Consider the following 14,842-nt stretch of genomic DNA (forward strand, 5'->3'; position numbering starts at 1 on the left):
ATATTCAGTCATGGGAAGACTTCGCCCGGTCATGACCGGATGCGCCGGACACTGCGCCCGGCTGTGTACCGACTCCGGACTGGCGGCGGTCCTCGCCGCCGATCGCGGCCTGCTGCACTGGCGGGCCATGAGTCGCCTCGGCGATCCGGGTCTGGCCGAACACGCCGTGCAGGAGACCCTGCTACGGGCGTGGCGGGCCTGCGCCAGCTATGACCCCGACCGGGGCAGCGTGCGCACCTGGCTACTGACCATCGAACGCAATGTGCTCATCGACATCGCCCGATTCCGGGCCGCGCGCCCCGGCGACACCTGCTGGGACGAGATCGGCGAACAGGCCGAGAATCGATGCGCCCGGCCCGACTTCAGTGAGGCCCTGACCGACGGCCTGCTGGTCGCCGACCTGCTCGCGCAGCTGCCGGCCCCGCAGCGCGACGCCGTCGTCCAGGTCATCCTGTGCGACCGCGCCTACCAGGATGTGGCCGCCGACCTGGGCATTCCGGTCGGCACCGTGAAAACCCGGGTGCACTACGCGCTGCGATCGCTGCGGCGCGTACCGCTCAGTGCGTGAAACGGGTGAACCAACCGCCCCTTCCCACACGTCGAACAAGCAGCGGCCGAATCGCATCGGTCCGGCCCCGAGCGAGGAGTTTCCGATGACCGACACCACCGCCGGCCCCGACGGGTTCCGCCTGGACCGTCGCACCGCGCTGGCCACCACCGCCGTCGCCGCCACCGCGCTCGCCGTGGTGGGCTGCGGCACCACATCCGACGGGCCCGCCTCCGCGGCGCCCAGAGCCGAGCCGGGCGGGCCGGATGCCCAGCCCGCGAAGAAACTGGACGTACTGGCCAATACCTCCGATGTGCCGGTCGGCGGGGGTCTGATCAGCGGCGGCACCGTCATCACCCAGCCGTCCGCGGGGTCGTTCCTGGGCTTCTCGTCGGTCTGCACGCACATGGGTTGCAACGTGAATTCGGTGTCCGGCGGCCTGATCCGATGCCCGTGCCACGGCAGCACCTTCAATCTGGACGGATCGGTCGCGAGCGGGCCCGCGCCGCGGGCGCTGGACGCCCGGGGCATTCGGGTCGACGGGGACCAGATCGTATCGGCCTGATCAGCCATTTTCGTCCATGCGGTTCGACGCCGAGGGGTTGCGTCGAACCGCTCAGGCGCGTCGTCCGGGCGGGACACGCGGGGTGGGGGATAGTTGGCGCTGTGGTCGCTTGCCATTGCGCCCGGTAGTGCTCCGGATCAGGGCATTTCGGTCGTTTGACCACTGGTAACGGTTCCGTCACGACGCTTGCCAGGTAGTAACTGGTGTTGCAAGAGTGAACTGCTGGGTCTGGTGTTACTAGTGGGAAGGGAGGGGCGCTCCGCCCGAGCGCCGCCGCTTATGAAACGAAGCATCACCAAGTCCGGAATTTGCACGGCCGTCACCGCGGCGGCCATCACCACCGCGGCCGGGATAGTTCCGGTGGCCGCGCTGGCCGCGCCGGCGCTGCCCGAACTACCGCAGAAATTGGCCGGGAAGACCATCTTCCTGGACCCGGGCCATCAGGGGCCCAATCACAGTCAGGACACCAACAAACAGGTCAGTGACGGTCGCGGCGGCACCAAGGCGTGCCAGACCACCGGCATGACCACCCTGCACGGCATAGCCGAGCACACCATCACCTGGAACGTCGCGCAGTTGGTGCGCACCTCGCTCGAGGGCCTGGGCGCGCACGTGGTCATGAGCCGTCCGGACGACACCGGCTGGGGCGGCTGCATCGACGAACGGGCCCAGGCCGCCAACGCCTCCGGCGCGGACGTCGCCGTCAGCATCCACGCCGACAGCGGGCCCGCCGACGGCAAGGGCTTCCACCTCATCGTGCCGCAGCTGCCGGTCCCCGACGCCAAGGTCAACGAGGTGCAGTCCGGTGCGGGCCTGGCCGCCAGCAAGGCCATGCGCGACACCTACCTGCAGAGCGGCTACCAGGCCGCCACCTACAACGGCGCGGCGGAGGGACTCCAAACCCGTTCCGACGTCGCGGGTCCCGCACTGACCCTGGTGCCGGACGTCTTCCTCGAAATGGGCAACGGCGCCAACGCCGAGGACGCCCAGCAGCTGGAATCCCCGGAGGGACAGCTCAAGCACGCGGTCACCATCACCACCGGGATCGCCTCCTACCTGCTCGGCGTGCCGGTGCCCGCAGCCACCGACAAGCCGGCGGAGAAGGCGGCCGAGCCGGGAATCCCATCGGCGCAGCAGCTTCCGGCACAGGCTCCGGCTCCCGAGGCCTTGCTGGCCCCGCAAGCCGCGGTCCCGGTTCCTGAAGCTAGTGCCCCGCAGGCTTCGGCCGTCGTGCCCGAGGCCGTGGCTCCGCAGGCCCCGGCAGCGGTTCCGGAACCGACTCCCGAAGCCGTTGCGCCGCAAGCGCCCGTGGCGGTGGCTCCGCAGGTTCCGGCGGTCATCGTTCCGGCGCACGCCCCGAAGTCCCCGGCGATCATCGTTCCGGCGAAGGCTCCGCAGTCGACGACTACTCCGGCGGCTCCGGCCCCGGCGCAGCCCGGAACGAGTCAAGCTCAGCCCGGAACGAGTCAGGCTCAGCCAGGGACGAGTCAGGCCCAGCCAGGGCAGACTCCGGCGCTCCCGGCCCAGAACCCCGGGACACCGGGTGTCGGTCCGGCGCAACAGAATCCGGCGCAGCAGCCGGGTGCGTCGGTGCTCGGGGACGGGCTCCAGGTCCTCCAGCAGCTCGCCGACCAGTTCCTGAACAACTGGCAGCACGCGCAGACTCCGCCGCAGCCGGGCATCCAGCGGACCGTGCCGCAGCAGGGAACCACCCAGCCGCAGAACGGAACTCAGCCGCCGGCCGCGCAGACCAAGCCCGCCACCCCGGCGGTACGGGCGATCGCGGATCTGCGCGCACCGGTGCGGCAATCGCCGAGCACCCCTGGCGGTCAGGGGAATTCGGCGGCGCCGGGCGGCCTCGGAACACAGTCGACCCCGGGCGCGCAGGCTCCCGGGACCGACAAGAACTCCAAGACCGACAGCCTGGGCGCGGGTGGCTTGAGCTCACTGGTGCCGATGGCCGTGAAGCTCTTCGGCCCGCTGGCCAAGATGCTCACCGGTGACTCGGGTCTGGGTGCGGACCTGATCAACCTGGCCTACAGCGTGGTCTCGGTGCTCAGCAACACGCTGCTCGGCTCGACCGCAAAGTAGTCGAACAGATCGACGCGGAATCGCCCTCGCTCCGGATTATCCGGTGCGGGGGCGATTCTCGTCGGTGCGGAGACCGGCCGTACCGGGTGGCCTCGGCTGTCGCTTTTCCGGCAAATGGGGGAGTTCAGGCAAACATCTCGCGATCGGACTGTGCGCGGCGGCTTTTCGCGGTCACCTGCCTGGACAACACGGTTGTCGCCGATCGGCGGCGCACGTGCGGACAATCGCGTGTCCGGTGGTTGGCAAGCATCCGGCGCGGGAGTTGCATGAATTCGGGTCGAGTTCGACGGCCGGTGCGAACGCTCGGCCCGATGGACTCGTCGATCGAGGTGGATGATGGCGTTCGGTGTGGGTTTGAGTATCGGCACGGTCAACACGGTCTGCTCCACGGCGGCCGATCGAACCGGAAAGCTGCCGCCCGGCCGTCGAGGCATTCCTCCGGCCACCTGGCGCACCACCCTCACCTTCGACAGTTCCGGGACCGCCCGCGTCGGGCGCATTCCCCGGCACGGGCGCGTCATCACCGATTTCGCCGATCTCGGCCAGCGCGGCGCGCCGATGGCGCGGGTCGGGCACCGGGCGCTCTCGGCCGCGGATCTGGTGGCCACCGTGGCCTACAGCGTGGTCGCGGAGGTGCTGGGCAAACCCCCGGCGGGGGCGCTGGACCACGGGGAGACCGGTATCGCGGTGACCCATCCGGCCGGTTACTCCGCCACTCTGATCGCCGATCTGCGCACCGCGCTGGACGGCGTGGGCCTGGACCGGGCCACCCTGGTGGCCGAGCCGATCGCGGCCGCGTCCTGGCTGGCCGCCGAACGCGGGCCGCTCACACCGGGATTGGCGCTGGTCTACGACCTCGGCGGGGCCAGGCTGGACGTCACGCTGCTGCGCGTCGGCTTGGGCGCGCCCAGCAATCCGGTCGTCGGCATGCCGCTGCACTCGGCCGACTACGGCGGCCGCGCCTTCGGCGACCTGGTGGCGCGCACGCTGCGCCGGACCGCGGGCTCGCCGGTGGTGCCGCGCGGGCTGTCGGACGCGGACTCCGGGGAACTGCGCGCCGACCACATTCGCCGTTCGCTCGCCCTGGTCTACCAGTGCCTGGGGATCGCGGACGTCACCATGGCCGATGTGGATCGGATCCTGGTGGTCGGCGGGGCCGCACGGCCGCCCGAGGTGGCGCAGGTGCTGGCCAAGGAGCTGGCGCGTCCCGTGGTGGTCTCCGCAGACCCGGAACGGACCATCGCCGACGGCGCGGCCATCGCGGCCCGGCAAGCACTCCTGGCCCGGGAGTCGGCGGGCCATAAGCATCATGCGCTGACCGGATTCTTCCGGCGTGTCACCCGGGTGGCTGCGCTCTGAGTTGATCTTTCGTCCCCCAGGTAAGCACTGATTTCGTGCCGTATGAGTAACTCGTCGGGTACGTCCAACATCGGTTCGCCACCTGACCGCAGGGCGGGTGCGTGCCGGTCGACGGCTCTCGGTCGCCCGCTGAAGTGCCGGGGAGGCGGGGGAGCGCTAACTCGTGCAAGCATCTTGCGAACTGTTGTTGACGCCCCTCCAGTTTGGTGTAACTATTGGGTACACATAACGCCACTGACTGGAGAGGTGACGACGATGTCTCCGACCACGACCCCCCTTGACGACCCCGTGGTTGCCGAAGCTCAGGAGTACGCCAACAAGCTGCTGCTGCTCTCGGAAGGGTCGGTGAACAAGCACTTCGACCCCTACGAGGACATCGACTGGGACAACCCGGACTTCGATTCCAACGCCCGCCCCGAGCGCTGGATCCTGCCGGAGTCCGCGGACCCGCTGGGCCGCCACGACTGGTACCAGTCGCTGACGGTGGAGCAGCAGATCGCGGTCGGCAAGTACCGCCAGGCCAATATCGCCAAGGTCGGCCTGCAGTTCGAGTCCATCCTGATCAGCGGCATGGTCAACCACACCTTCTCGCTGCCCAACGGTGACGCGGAATTCCGCTACTGCACCCACGAGATGGCCGAGGAACTCAACCACACCCTGATGTTCCAGGAGATGGTGAACCGCATCGGCGTGGACGTCCCGGGCATGGGCCCGCTCGTCCGCCAGCTGCGCCTGCTCGGCGTGCCCGTCGCGGTCGCCTTCCCGAACCTGTTCTTCATGGCCGTGCTCGCCGGCGAGGAGCCGATCGACCACATCCAGAAGCAGATCCTGCGCTCGGGCGAGGAAGTCCACCCGATCATGCGCGGCGTGATGAGCATCCACGTCGCCGAGGAAGCCCGCCACATCTCCTTCGCGCACGAGTTCCTCAAGCACCACGTGCCGGAGCGCAACGCGGCCGAGCGCTTCATCCTCTCGATCGCCATGCCCGTCATCATGTTCATCCTGGGCCGGTCCATCGCGACCCCGCCGAAGAAGTTCTTCCAGGAGTTCGACATCCCGGAGACGGTCCGCAAGGAGCTGTTCTACGGCTCCAAGGAGGCCAAGCAGGTCTTCGCCGACTACTTCATCGATGTGCGCGCCCTCGCCGACGAGATCGGTCTGATGAACCCGATCTCCAAGCGGGTCTGGAAGCTGCTCGGCATCTCCGGCCCGGCGTCGCGCTACCGCTCGGAGCCCATCCGCTCCGGCAAGGTCGCGTAGGAAGGGGACGTACAGTGCCGTACGTTGTCACTCAATCCTGTTGCAGCGACGCCTCGTGCGTCTACGCCTGCCCGGTCAACTGCATCCATCCGACTCCCGACGAGCCGGACTTCCTGACCGCGGAAATGCTCTACGTCGACCCGCAGGCCTGTGTGGACTGCGGGGCGTGCGCGACCGCCTGCCCGGTGGACGCCATCACCTCGTCGAAGAAGCTGACCGAAGCGCAGCTGCCGTTCATCGAGATCAACGCCGACTTCTACCGCCAGGAACGGCCGCGGCCGCTCCTGGCCCTGCCGATTCCCGCGGCCGAGGTCAAGCCCGGCCGGGAACCGTTGCGGGTGGCCGTGATCGGCTCGGGCCCGTCGGCAATGTACGCCGCCGACGAACTGCTCACCCAGCCCGGCGTGTCGGTGACCGTGTTCGACAAGGTGACCACGCCCTACGGTCTGGCCCGCTTCGGCGTCGCGCCCGACCACACCAAGACCCGCCAGGTCGGCGAGCTGTTCGACGTGATCTCCGCGCAGCCCGGCTTCGGCTCGTACCTGAACGTCAATGTGGGCGAGCACGTTTCGCACGAGGAACTGCTGGCGCACCACCACGCGGTGATCTACGCCGTCGGCGCGTCCTCGGACCGCAAGCTCGGGATCCCGGGTGAGGGGCTGCCCGGCAGCACCTCCGCCACCGACTTCGTGGCCTGGTACAACGGCCACCCCGACCAGGCGGGCCGGTTCTTCGACCTGTCGGCGCGGCGCGCGGTGATCGTGGGCAACGGCAATGTGGCGCTGGACGTGGCGCGCATCCTGACCACCGATCCGGAACTGCTGGCCGGCACCGACGTGTCCCAGCGGGCGCTGAACGCGTTGCGGCGCAGCAATATCGAAGAGGTCGTGATCCTCGGGCGGCGCGGTCCGGCCGAATCCGCCTTCACCGTGCCGGAATTCGTGGGCCTGCTGGGCGCCGATGTCGACATCGTGGTCGAGGGCGAGCTGCCGCCGATCGTCGAGGGCATGTCGCAGAAGGTCGAGCACAAGCTGAAGCTGCTGCACGGCTTGGCTGATCGGCCCGTGGGCGGACGCAAGCGGATCGTGTTCCGGTACCTGTCGGCGCCGGTGACCATCGCCGGCGTGGACCGGGTGACCGGGGTCGAGGTGGTGCGCAACGAGCTCGTCACCGGCGACAACGGCGCGGTGCACGCGGTTCCGACCGAGGACGTCGAGACCCTCGACGCCGGACTGGTGCTGACCTCGGTGGGCTACCGCGGTGTGGCGCTGCCGGGCGTGCCGTTCGACGAGCGGGCCGGGATCATCCCGAACCTGGACGGACGGGTGCTCGAGGAGTCCGGCGGCGCGGTGGTGTCCGGCGCGTACGTGACCGGCTGGATCAAGCGCGGCCCGACCGGGTTCATCGGGACCAACAAGTCCTGCGCGCAGCAGACGGTCCGCCAGCTGGTGGACGACTTCAACGCCGGGCGGCTGACCCGGCCCGCCCGCAGCGCGGGCGATTTCGACCGGCTCGTCGGTGAGCGGCAGCCGCACGCCATCCGTGGCGGCGCGGTCAACCGGCCCCGGCGCAAGCTGTCCCTGATGGTGCGTCGCTGACCCCACCCCTGTCGGCGTCGTCCCTCGGAAGGCCGCCGCGCGCAACCCCTGTGCGTGCGGCGGCCTTCGTCATGTCCGGTCCCGCCGGGCGGTCCGCCGCGACTTTTTGTGCCGGGCAACGTATCCGGCGTCGCCGCTGCTGCGAATCTCGGGGGTCTGTGCGAACGTCGGCCGACGCCGTCGAGTCCGCTGTACCGATGGTGTTGTGCGAGTTGTAATACCGTGTTTGCTCGCAGCGACATCTCCAGTAGTAGAGAAGATTTCGTCGCGAATCACGGACGGTACGGCGGCCCGCGTGGGGCATTCCGGGACAGCTACCGACCAGTGATCGGTAATCCGCCCGTCCGTACTGACGATGCGGTTTTGTTTTTCGGACACTACTCGCCTACCGGTCGGTATGAATTCAATATTCGCTGTGATGTAGCCATCGCTAAAGACTGTTCGGTTGCCTTTATGGGGGAGTCGGATTCGATCTTGCTACGGCGGTTGCCTGACCAGTAGATTCGCCAACTTCGCTACTGGACGCGAAATCTTTTCTCCCGATTCGATATTCAATGCCCGCAAACGCCAGCTAACCTGAACGCGCTGTTTGGAAAACGACCGCGACCACATGGTTGGTACGCCTGACGGGCCGTGGTCTCGGTGCGTTGACGGGATAGCAATGACAGTTGGCTTTGGCATGAGCATCGGCACAGTGAACTCTGTATGGGCCACCACGGCCGGTGAAAGGAACCGACCAGCCGTGCGGGTTCGTCGGACCGCTGTCACCTTCGACAGCGCCGGCGGCCCGCAGATCGGGGGGGTTCCCAGGTTCGCGCCGGTGGTCACCGACTTCGCGGACCTCACGGCCGATCCCGACCCGGTGGTCATCGGGGGCCGCATCTGGTCGCCCGCGGACCTCATCGCGGCGGTGGTGAACGGGCTGATCGAATCCCACGCGCCCGAAGCGCCCGCCGTAACCACGTATCCCGCTTGCTATTCGGACAAACTCGTCACCCGTATTCGGCGGGCACTGGACTGGTCCGGCGCGGCGGACGTCACCCTGATGCCCGAACCGGTCGCCGCAGTCGAATGGCTCGACGAGGAATACGGCCTCTCGGAGAACGGGATCACCCTGGTCTACGACCTCGGCGGCAACAGCCTCGACCTGGCCGTGGTGCGCACCGAAGCCGAGGTGGAGGAGCGCGGCATCCTCGGCCGCGCCGAACGCTCCTACGACTTCGGCGGTCGGCCGCTGGGCGCGCTGCTGGCCAAGTACGCACGCAGCATCGCGCCCGGCGCGACCGAGCCGGTCTCGGCCGTGGTGCCCGCCTCCGACACGAACCGGCTGCGCAGCTGGCATATTCGCAATTCGCTACGCCTGGTCCGGTCCGTCGTGCACCGGGCCGGGCTGCACATGGAGGAGATCGACCGGGTGCTGCTGATCGGCGGCGCGGCCCGGCCCCCCGAGGTGGCACGCGTGCTGGCCGATCTGGGCCGCCCGGTCGTCATGTCGCCCGATCCCGCGCACACCGCCGCCGTCGGCGCGGCCATCGCGGCCTTTCGCAGCGTCGATACCGGTTCCGCCATCGGGCGCTACGCCCCTCGTGCCGCCGTGATCTCCGGCGCGGCAGTCGCTTCCGCGCTCGCCATGTCCGCCGCCACCGTGCTCGGCGGGCCCGTCGCCGGGCCGCCCGGACTGCAGGCCGCCCCCGAACCCGCCGACCCGCCCGCCGGCACCTCGACCCTCGGCGGCGGGGACGTCATGGTCCTCGACGACGTCACCGCCCCCGCGGGTACCCGCTCCCACGCCGTCACCACCGTGGCCGCCGTGCGCAGCTACGCGCCGCAGGCCCCGACGGTCACCTCCACCTGGTACAACGGCCGTCCCGTCGACACCACGGGCGGCGGCAGCCACTGCGAGACCCGCGCCCTGACGCTGGCCAATCCGGCTGTCACCTACGCGAACCCGGCCCAGTTCACCAACCCGCTCCCGTTCCAGAACCCCGTCCTCGCGGGCTGGACCATCGGCGGCTACGTCGGCAAGACCCCCAAGGTCAGCATCCCCGGCGTCCCCTCCGCCACCCAGCCCGGCGGAACCACCCCTGGCGCAACCCAACCGGGCACCGGTCAGCCCGGGACGACGCAGCCGGGCACGACACAACCCGGCGGAACCCAGCCCGGCGCAGGTCAACCGGGCAGTGGCCAGCCCGGTGCGGGTCAACCGGGCAGCGGTCAGCCCGGTGCGGGTCAACCGGGCAGCGGTCAGCCCGGTGCGGGTCAACCCGGCAGCGGTCAGCCCGGCGCGAGCGATCCCGGTGCGGGCCAGCCGGGTGCGGGCCAGCCCGGCGGCACGACTCCCGGCGGCGCGACGGGCGGAACCGGTGCCGGCACCGGAACCCCCGGCACCTCGACCCCCGGCGGCACCGGCGGAACCACCACGGGTGGCACGACTTCCGGCGGCGGTGCCTCGAACCCGGGCGGCGGCACCTCGGCAGGCGGCGGTGCGACCGGCGACCCCGCTGGTGCCAACACCGGCGGTGCGTCACCCGGTTCCAACGGCGGAGGCTCCAATCCCGGTGGCGCGAATCCGGGTGGTTCCAACCCTGGTGGGTCAAACCCCGGTGGTTCCAACCCGGGTGGTTCCAACCCTGGTGGCTCGAACCCGGGTGGTTCCAACCCTGGTGGGTCGAATCCGGGTGGTTCCAACCCTGGTGGCTCGAACCCGGGCGGTTCCAACCAGGGCGGTTCGAAGCCCGGCGGGGCCACTGGCGGCGCTGGAACCGGCGGCGGCGCAGCATCTCCCGGCGGCTCGAAGCTCGGCGGCTCCCAAGGCGGCGCGACCGGTGGCGGTTCTCAGGGCGGCGCGACCGGTGGCGGTTCCCAGGGCGGCGCGTCCAAGGGCGGCGCGGGCGGTTCTTCCACCGGCGGCAGCCACGGCGGCGGCATGGGCGGTGGAGCCGGTGGCGGGATGGGCGGCGGCGGCAAGGGTGGTGGTGGCGGTGGCAAACACTGACCCCTTGCGGCAGTGCGCTTCCCGCCCGCTCAGGCAGGGCTCGGCGCGGGCCTCGGATCGGTCGCGGGCCTCGGGCCCGGGAGGTCCGGCGCGGCCCGCGGGATCGCAGTCGTTGGCGGCGTTGGCTTTCGGTCTGGCTCTCACCAGGCGCGTTGTCCCGCGCGCCGGTGAGGGTGGCGGGGGAGATCGGGCGGTGGCGTCCCACCATCCGCCGGCTTCCCACGGTGACGCAGGCGGTGGCGGGACCGACCAGCCCGCCCCGCCTCGTCCCGTCGAGTGAGGGGGAATCCCTCTCGTGGACCGGTGTCAGGGGTGCGGGGCGCTGCGGGCTCCGCGGCCCTGACGCCAGAGTGACCGGCCCACCCCGCATTCCAGTGCCCGGAGCGCGGTGGTGGGCCTGTCGCGTGTGCGACGGGTCAGCGGGCGGTGAAGCCGCCGTCGACGGCCAGCGCCGCGCCGGTGATGAACGACGCCTCGTCGCTGAGGAGATAGGCGCAGAAGGCGGCGATCTCGTCGGGGCGGGCGATGCGGCCCAGCGGGTGCAGGGCGGCGATGGCGGCCTCGCCTTCGGGGGTGGCGCCCATGGAGTTCCGGAAGGCGGGGGTGTCGACCGCACCCGAGACCAGGGCATTCACCCGGATGGACTGCTCCGCCCCTTCCAGGGCGACGGCGCGGGTCAGGCCCACCACACCGTGTTTGGCGGCCACGTACGGCGCGACCTGTGCCATGCCGACCACACCCAGGTTGGAGGCGTTGTTGAGGATCGCGCCCCCGCCGGTGGCCGCGAGCGCCGGAACCTGGTGGCGCAGGCCGTAATAAACGGCGGTCAGGTTCAGTTCGAGGTCGGCGCGCCAGCCCGCCTCGTCGATGTCCTGGACCGGGCCGAAGGCGTTGACCGCGCCCGCGTTGTTGAAAGCCCCGTCCAGGCGGCCGAATTCGGTGATCGCCGCGGCGGTGAGCCGTTCCACGTCGGCTTCGACGGTGACGTCGGTGGGGACGAACAGCGCCCGTCCGCCCGCGGCACGGATCTCCCCGGCCATGCGGTCACCGGCTTCCTTGCCGCGCGCGCCGAGCACGACGGCCCCGCCCTCGGCGGCGATCCGCCGGGCCACGGCCGCACCGACTCCCGAGGTGGCACCGGTGATCAGGACGACCTTGGATTCGAACCGGGTCATGACTGCGTCTCCTTGCGGTAGAGCGGATTTCGTTGACATGTCATAGTCAACGCCGCGCGGAGACCGGCCGCTGGCGGAAAACGGCCGTCACACTTGATGTGTCATGTATTGGGAGATCAGGCGGGGGCGAGTAGATCGGGCAGTTCGTCGAGGCTGTCGATGACCGTCGCCAGGGCCGCATCCGGCAGCTCGGCGGTCAGATACCCCCACGGCCCGCGGCGGATCAGCACCGGCCGCATGCCCGCCGCCAGCACCGGCAGCACATCGTTGTCGACGCGGTCGCCGACGTAGCAGATCTCGTCGGGCTCGACGCCCGCCACCTCCGCGACCTTGGTGAAGAACTTGGGATCCGGCTTCTCCAGCTCCCATTCGGCCGAGGTGTAGACCGCGTCCACCGGCAGGTCCATGCGCTCGAGCGCCGACTTCGCCTGCGGCGGCTGGTTTCCCGCGATGATCACGGTGATCCCGCGCCGCTGCAGTTCGCGCAGCGCGCGGACCACATCCGGGTAGAGGTCGTCGGCGTCGAAGTTGTTGCGCAGGCTCGCGGGTTCCGCGGCGGCCCAGGCCACTTGCTCGGCCTCTAGGTCGAGGTCGGGCCGGAACAGGGCGAAGGCGTCGGTGAGGGGACGTCCGGTGGCCGCCATCCCGCCGATGACGCCGAGGAACGCGAAGCGGGGCACGCCGAGCCGGTCGGCCCAGCGGCACCAGATGCGTGTCTCGTCGATCAGCGTCTCGCCCACATCGAATACCGCAGCCTTGATCATTCGCCCAGCGTATCGGGCGGGCGTTCAGCGCTGGGCGTTGAGGAAGCCGATGGCGGTCGCGCCCCACCAGCAGACCTGCGACGCCATCCCGGTGGCCGCGCCCCACGCCAGCAACCGCGGGGTCAGGGGAGCGTCGCCGCGCGCGGCGAGTCGGCGATTGAGCGAGTAGGCCTGAATTCCATTGAGTGTCAGCACCAGGACCAGCGCCAGCTTGGTGCGGGTCATGGTGGAGGAGAGGTCGGGCTCCAGCACGCAGCCGCTGGCCACCAGTCCGGCCAGGCCCAGCCAGATGGGGACGTGCAGACGGCTCACCGCGCGCAGCGCCGACGCGAGGTCGAGACGGCCTGCGGCCCAACGCAGTACGAACGAGTCGGCGGTGAGGACGCCGCCGAATCCGACCACCAGCGAGGCGAGGTGGACGAACACGCCGCCGTGGTGGACGGTGGGGCTCGCGGTGACATGGGCGGCGATCCAGAGGGCGGCGGTCAGCGCGCCGGTGGCCAGCAGCGCGTACGCGGCCGTGATGCCCCAGGAATCCTGCGGGATGCCCGCTGTCCCGGTGTGCTGCCGGGCGCTGCTGATCTGGAGCATGTCGAGCCTTCTATTAGGTAAGGAAAGCCTAATTTACTGACCCCGTCGGCGTGATGGCAAGTCGACAACGATCACGCCACGATCGGCGTCGGGCACACTGGGGTGAGTTGTACACGCGGGAGGGGAAGCCTGATGGACGCCAGAATCCGGGGGACGGTCATGCCGGTGCTCGAGGTCGCCCTCGACCCCGGGGACAGCCTCGTCGCCGAAGCGGGCCAGCTGTCGTGGATGACCGAGAGCATCCGCCTCAACACCTCCACCCGGGCCGCGGCAGGCGGCGTCTTCGGCGCGGTCCGCCGGGCCATGGCCGGGGCGGGCCTGTTCATGACCGAATACACCGCCCACCGCCAGTCCGGCAGCGTGTCCTTCGCGGCGAAACTCCCCGGCCAGATCCTGCCCGTCCAGATCGCCAAGGACCGCGAATACCTGGTCCACCGGCACGGATTCCTCTGCGCCGCGGGCGATGTCCGGGTGGCCCTGAGCTTCCAGCGCCGACTGGGCGCGGGCATCTTCGGCGGCAGCGGCTTCACCCTGCAGCGGCTCAGCGGCGAGGGCTACGCCTGGGTGGAACTCTCCGGCGAGGTCATCACCTACGACCTGGCCCCCGGCGAGACCCTGCGCGTCCACCCCGGCCACGTCGGATTGTTCGACGCCTCGGTCGATTTCGACATCACCATGATGAAGGGTGTCCGCAACGTACTCTTCGGCGGCGACGGGCTGTTCCTCGCCGCACTCACCGGGCCCGGACGGGTCTGGCTGCAATCACTGACCATCACCAACCTCGCCCACTCCCTCATCCCGTACCTGCCGCTCCCCGAACCCGGAAACCAGTCCCGTTGAGCGAGTTCTTCACGCCCACCACCGGTTACGCCCGACTGAGTTATGTCGGAGAAGCCCCGGATGGCGAGGGCATCCTGTACCTGACCTTCGACGGTGGAGACACGTGGGAACGAGTCACCGTCGACTGAGGGGCCACGGCGCCGAATCCGGTCAGGCGGTGAGTTCGAGCGGCAGCGCGGCGGTGGCGTAGCGGTCCAGCGCTACTTCGGCCAGCAGCGGGTGTGCGCCGATCGTCTCGGCGTGCCGGACCAGCGGCAGCGCGTCGCGCAGGCGGTCGGTCAGCAGGCCCGGGGCCAGGAACCAGGGCGCGACCAGGATGCGTTCGGCCCCGCGCGACCGGAGCCGGGCGAAAGCCTTGTCGACTGTGGGTTGCGTGGTGGCGAAACAGATTTCGGTGTCCCAGCCGGTCATGGCGGTGAGCAGCCGCGCCACGTCGCCGGTGCGGGTGTTGGCGACCGCGGACGTCGAGCCCACGGCGGCGACGGCGATGCCCCAGCGCGGACCGGCGGTCCGGCGCAGCCGTCCGGTCGAGGCCTCGCTGACGGCGGCGGGCCGGAAGTCGGTGCCCGCGGCCATGGCCGCCGCGATGCGATCGCGCAGCGCGATGATCAGATGCGGATCGGGACCGAGCACCTCGGCCTGGGTCAGCCGCAGCTGCGGATGCCGGTCGCGTGCGGCGTCCAGCATCCCGGGCAGATCCACTCGCGCGTGGAACGCGTTGCCCAGCAGCAACGGCACCACCACGGCGTGCGAATGCCCGTCCGCGGCAACGGCATCGATGACCTGATCCACCGACGGCGTGCTCAGGTCCAGGAACGCCAGCCGCACATCGAGATCCGGCCGCTGCTCCGCGATCCGCGCGACCACCTCGCGCATGGTCGCCGCCGACCGTGGGTCGCGGCTACCGTGCGCGACGGCGATGAGCGCGGGCGCGTGCTCGATGCGGAACGGGGAGGCCGCCCCGCCCCGCACGGTCGCCACACTGCCGAGCGTCGCGGGGAAGGCCGAACCGCCCGGCCAGACGGCCGGAACTGCGCCGTTGCCGGGCGGATTCATC

Annotated in this window: 13 protein-coding genes; 9 read left to right on the forward strand and 4 right to left on the reverse strand. The window is 70.2% G+C overall.

The annotated features are described in order from the left end of the window. The first annotated feature begins 10 nt into the window (after window positions 1-10). The 7 genes from ACWEOI_RS23095 to ACWEOI_RS23125 all read left to right on the forward strand — a co-directional run bounded on the left by ACWEOI_RS23095 (window position 11) and on the right by ACWEOI_RS23125 (window position 10,415). Window positions 11-568, forward strand: a complete 558-nt coding sequence (locus tag ACWEOI_RS23095; protein WP_433667148.1) for a sigma-70 family RNA polymerase sigma factor — start codon at window positions 11-13, stop codon at window positions 566-568. An 85-nt stretch (window positions 569-653) separates the two neighbouring features. Further along, window positions 654-1,112 (forward strand): Rieske 2Fe-2S domain-containing protein, encoded by a 459-nt coding sequence (locus ACWEOI_RS23100; protein WP_433667147.1) that lies wholly within the window; start codon window positions 654-656, stop codon window positions 1,110-1,112. Window positions 1,113-1,391: 279 nt separating this feature from the next. After that, window positions 1,392-3,203 carry an N-acetylmuramoyl-L-alanine amidase gene (locus ACWEOI_RS23105; RefSeq protein ID WP_452360956.1) on the forward strand — a complete coding sequence of 604 codons (1,812 nt, stop codon included), beginning with the start codon at window positions 1,392-1,394 and terminating at the stop codon, window positions 3,201-3,203. Between the two features lie 336 nt (window positions 3,204-3,539). Continuing rightward, complete coding sequence (locus ACWEOI_RS23110; RefSeq protein WP_452360957.1) at window positions 3,540-4,562, forward strand: Hsp70 family protein; 1,023 nt, start codon at window positions 3,540-3,542, stop codon at window positions 4,560-4,562. A 255-nt stretch (window positions 4,563-4,817) separates the two neighbouring features. After that, entirely contained in the window at window positions 4,818-5,822 is a 1,005-nt protein-coding gene (locus ACWEOI_RS23115; RefSeq protein WP_452360958.1) for an AurF N-oxygenase family protein, read from the forward strand. Window positions 5,823-5,836: 14 nt separating this feature from the next. Then, window positions 5,837-7,420 carry an FAD-dependent oxidoreductase gene (locus ACWEOI_RS23120; protein WP_433667143.1) on the forward strand — a complete coding sequence of 528 codons (1,584 nt, stop codon included), beginning with the start codon at window positions 5,837-5,839 and terminating at the stop codon, window positions 7,418-7,420. A 742-nt stretch (window positions 7,421-8,162) separates the two neighbouring features. Further along, window positions 8,163-10,415: an Hsp70 family protein gene (locus tag ACWEOI_RS23125; protein WP_452360959.1), complete on the forward strand. Its 2,253-nt coding sequence runs from the start codon at window positions 8,163-8,165 to the stop codon at window positions 10,413-10,415. Between the two features lie 416 nt (window positions 10,416-10,831). Here the strand turns inward: ACWEOI_RS23125 and ACWEOI_RS23130 are convergent, their stop codons facing one another. The 3 genes from ACWEOI_RS23130 to ACWEOI_RS23140 all read right to left on the reverse strand — a co-directional run bounded on the left by ACWEOI_RS23130 (window position 10,832) and on the right by ACWEOI_RS23140 (window position 12,945). Beyond that, window positions 10,832-11,590, reverse strand: coding sequence for a glucose 1-dehydrogenase (locus tag ACWEOI_RS23130; protein WP_433667141.1), 759 nt, complete (start codon window positions 11,588-11,590; stop codon window positions 10,832-10,834). Between the two features lie 116 nt (window positions 11,591-11,706). Continuing rightward, window positions 11,707-12,354 carry an HAD family hydrolase gene (locus tag ACWEOI_RS23135; RefSeq protein WP_452360960.1) on the reverse strand — a complete coding sequence of 216 codons (648 nt, stop codon included), beginning with the start codon at window positions 12,352-12,354 and terminating at the stop codon, window positions 11,707-11,709. Window positions 12,355-12,378: 24 nt separating this feature from the next. Beyond that, window positions 12,379-12,945, reverse strand: a complete 567-nt coding sequence (locus ACWEOI_RS23140; protein WP_433667139.1) for a hypothetical protein — start codon at window positions 12,943-12,945, stop codon at window positions 12,379-12,381. Between the two features lie 132 nt (window positions 12,946-13,077). Here ACWEOI_RS23140 and ACWEOI_RS23145 point away from each other — a divergent pair, with 132 nt between their 5' ends. Both ACWEOI_RS23145 and ACWEOI_RS23150 read left to right on the forward strand, forming a co-directional pair. Continuing rightward, window positions 13,078-13,785 carry a TIGR00266 family protein gene (locus tag ACWEOI_RS23145; RefSeq protein WP_452360961.1) on the forward strand — a complete coding sequence of 236 codons (708 nt, stop codon included), beginning with the start codon at window positions 13,078-13,080 and terminating at the stop codon, window positions 13,783-13,785. Next, the gene (locus ACWEOI_RS23150; RefSeq protein ID WP_452360962.1) at window positions 13,782-13,913 is read left to right on the forward strand and encodes a hypothetical protein; all 132 of its coding nucleotides are present in this window, start codon (window positions 13,782-13,784) and stop codon (window positions 13,911-13,913) included. Before ACWEOI_RS23145 ends, ACWEOI_RS23150 begins: the two co-directional genes overlap by 4 nt. A gap of 22 nt (window positions 13,914-13,935) precedes the next feature. Here ACWEOI_RS23150 and ACWEOI_RS23155 read toward each other — a convergent pair whose 3' ends face one another. Continuing rightward, complete coding sequence (locus ACWEOI_RS23155) at window positions 13,936-14,841, reverse strand: sirohydrochlorin chelatase (RefSeq protein WP_452360963.1); 906 nt, start codon at window positions 14,839-14,841, stop codon at window positions 13,936-13,938. Window position 14,842: the final 1 nt, after the last annotated feature.

This window comes from Nocardia sp. NPDC004340, assembly GCF_053602575.1.

Excerpts from the sequence above, each read along its gene's own strand:
- ACWEOI_RS23155 (WP_452360963.1), bottom strand. The coding sequence starts at position 14,841 with ATGAATCCGCCCGGCAACGGCGCAGTTCCGGCCGTCTGGCCGGGCGGT.
- ACWEOI_RS23105 (WP_452360956.1), top strand. The coding sequence starts at position 1,392 with ATGAAACGAAGCATCACCAAGTCCGGAATTTGCACGGCCGTCACCGCG.
- ACWEOI_RS23100 (WP_433667147.1), top strand. The coding sequence starts at position 654 with ATGACCGACACCACCGCCGGCCCCGACGGGTTCCGCCTGGACCGTCGC.
- ACWEOI_RS23115 (WP_452360958.1), top strand. The coding sequence starts at position 4,818 with ATGTCTCCGACCACGACCCCCCTTGACGACCCCGTGGTTGCCGAAGCT.
- ACWEOI_RS23135 (WP_452360960.1), bottom strand. The coding sequence starts at position 12,354 with ATGATCAAGGCTGCGGTATTCGATGTGGGCGAGACGCTGATCGACGAG.
- ACWEOI_RS23110 (WP_452360957.1), top strand. The coding sequence starts at position 3,540 with ATGGCGTTCGGTGTGGGTTTGAGTATCGGCACGGTCAACACGGTCTGC.
- ACWEOI_RS23140 (WP_433667139.1), bottom strand. The coding sequence starts at position 12,945 with ATGCTCCAGATCAGCAGCGCCCGGCAGCACACCGGGACAGCGGGCATC.
- ACWEOI_RS23145 (WP_452360961.1), top strand. The coding sequence starts at position 13,078 with ATGGACGCCAGAATCCGGGGGACGGTCATGCCGGTGCTCGAGGTCGCC.
- ACWEOI_RS23130 (WP_433667141.1), bottom strand. The coding sequence starts at position 11,590 with ATGACCCGGTTCGAATCCAAGGTCGTCCTGATCACCGGTGCCACCTCG.
- ACWEOI_RS23095 (WP_433667148.1), top strand. The coding sequence starts at position 11 with ATGGGAAGACTTCGCCCGGTCATGACCGGATGCGCCGGACACTGCGCC.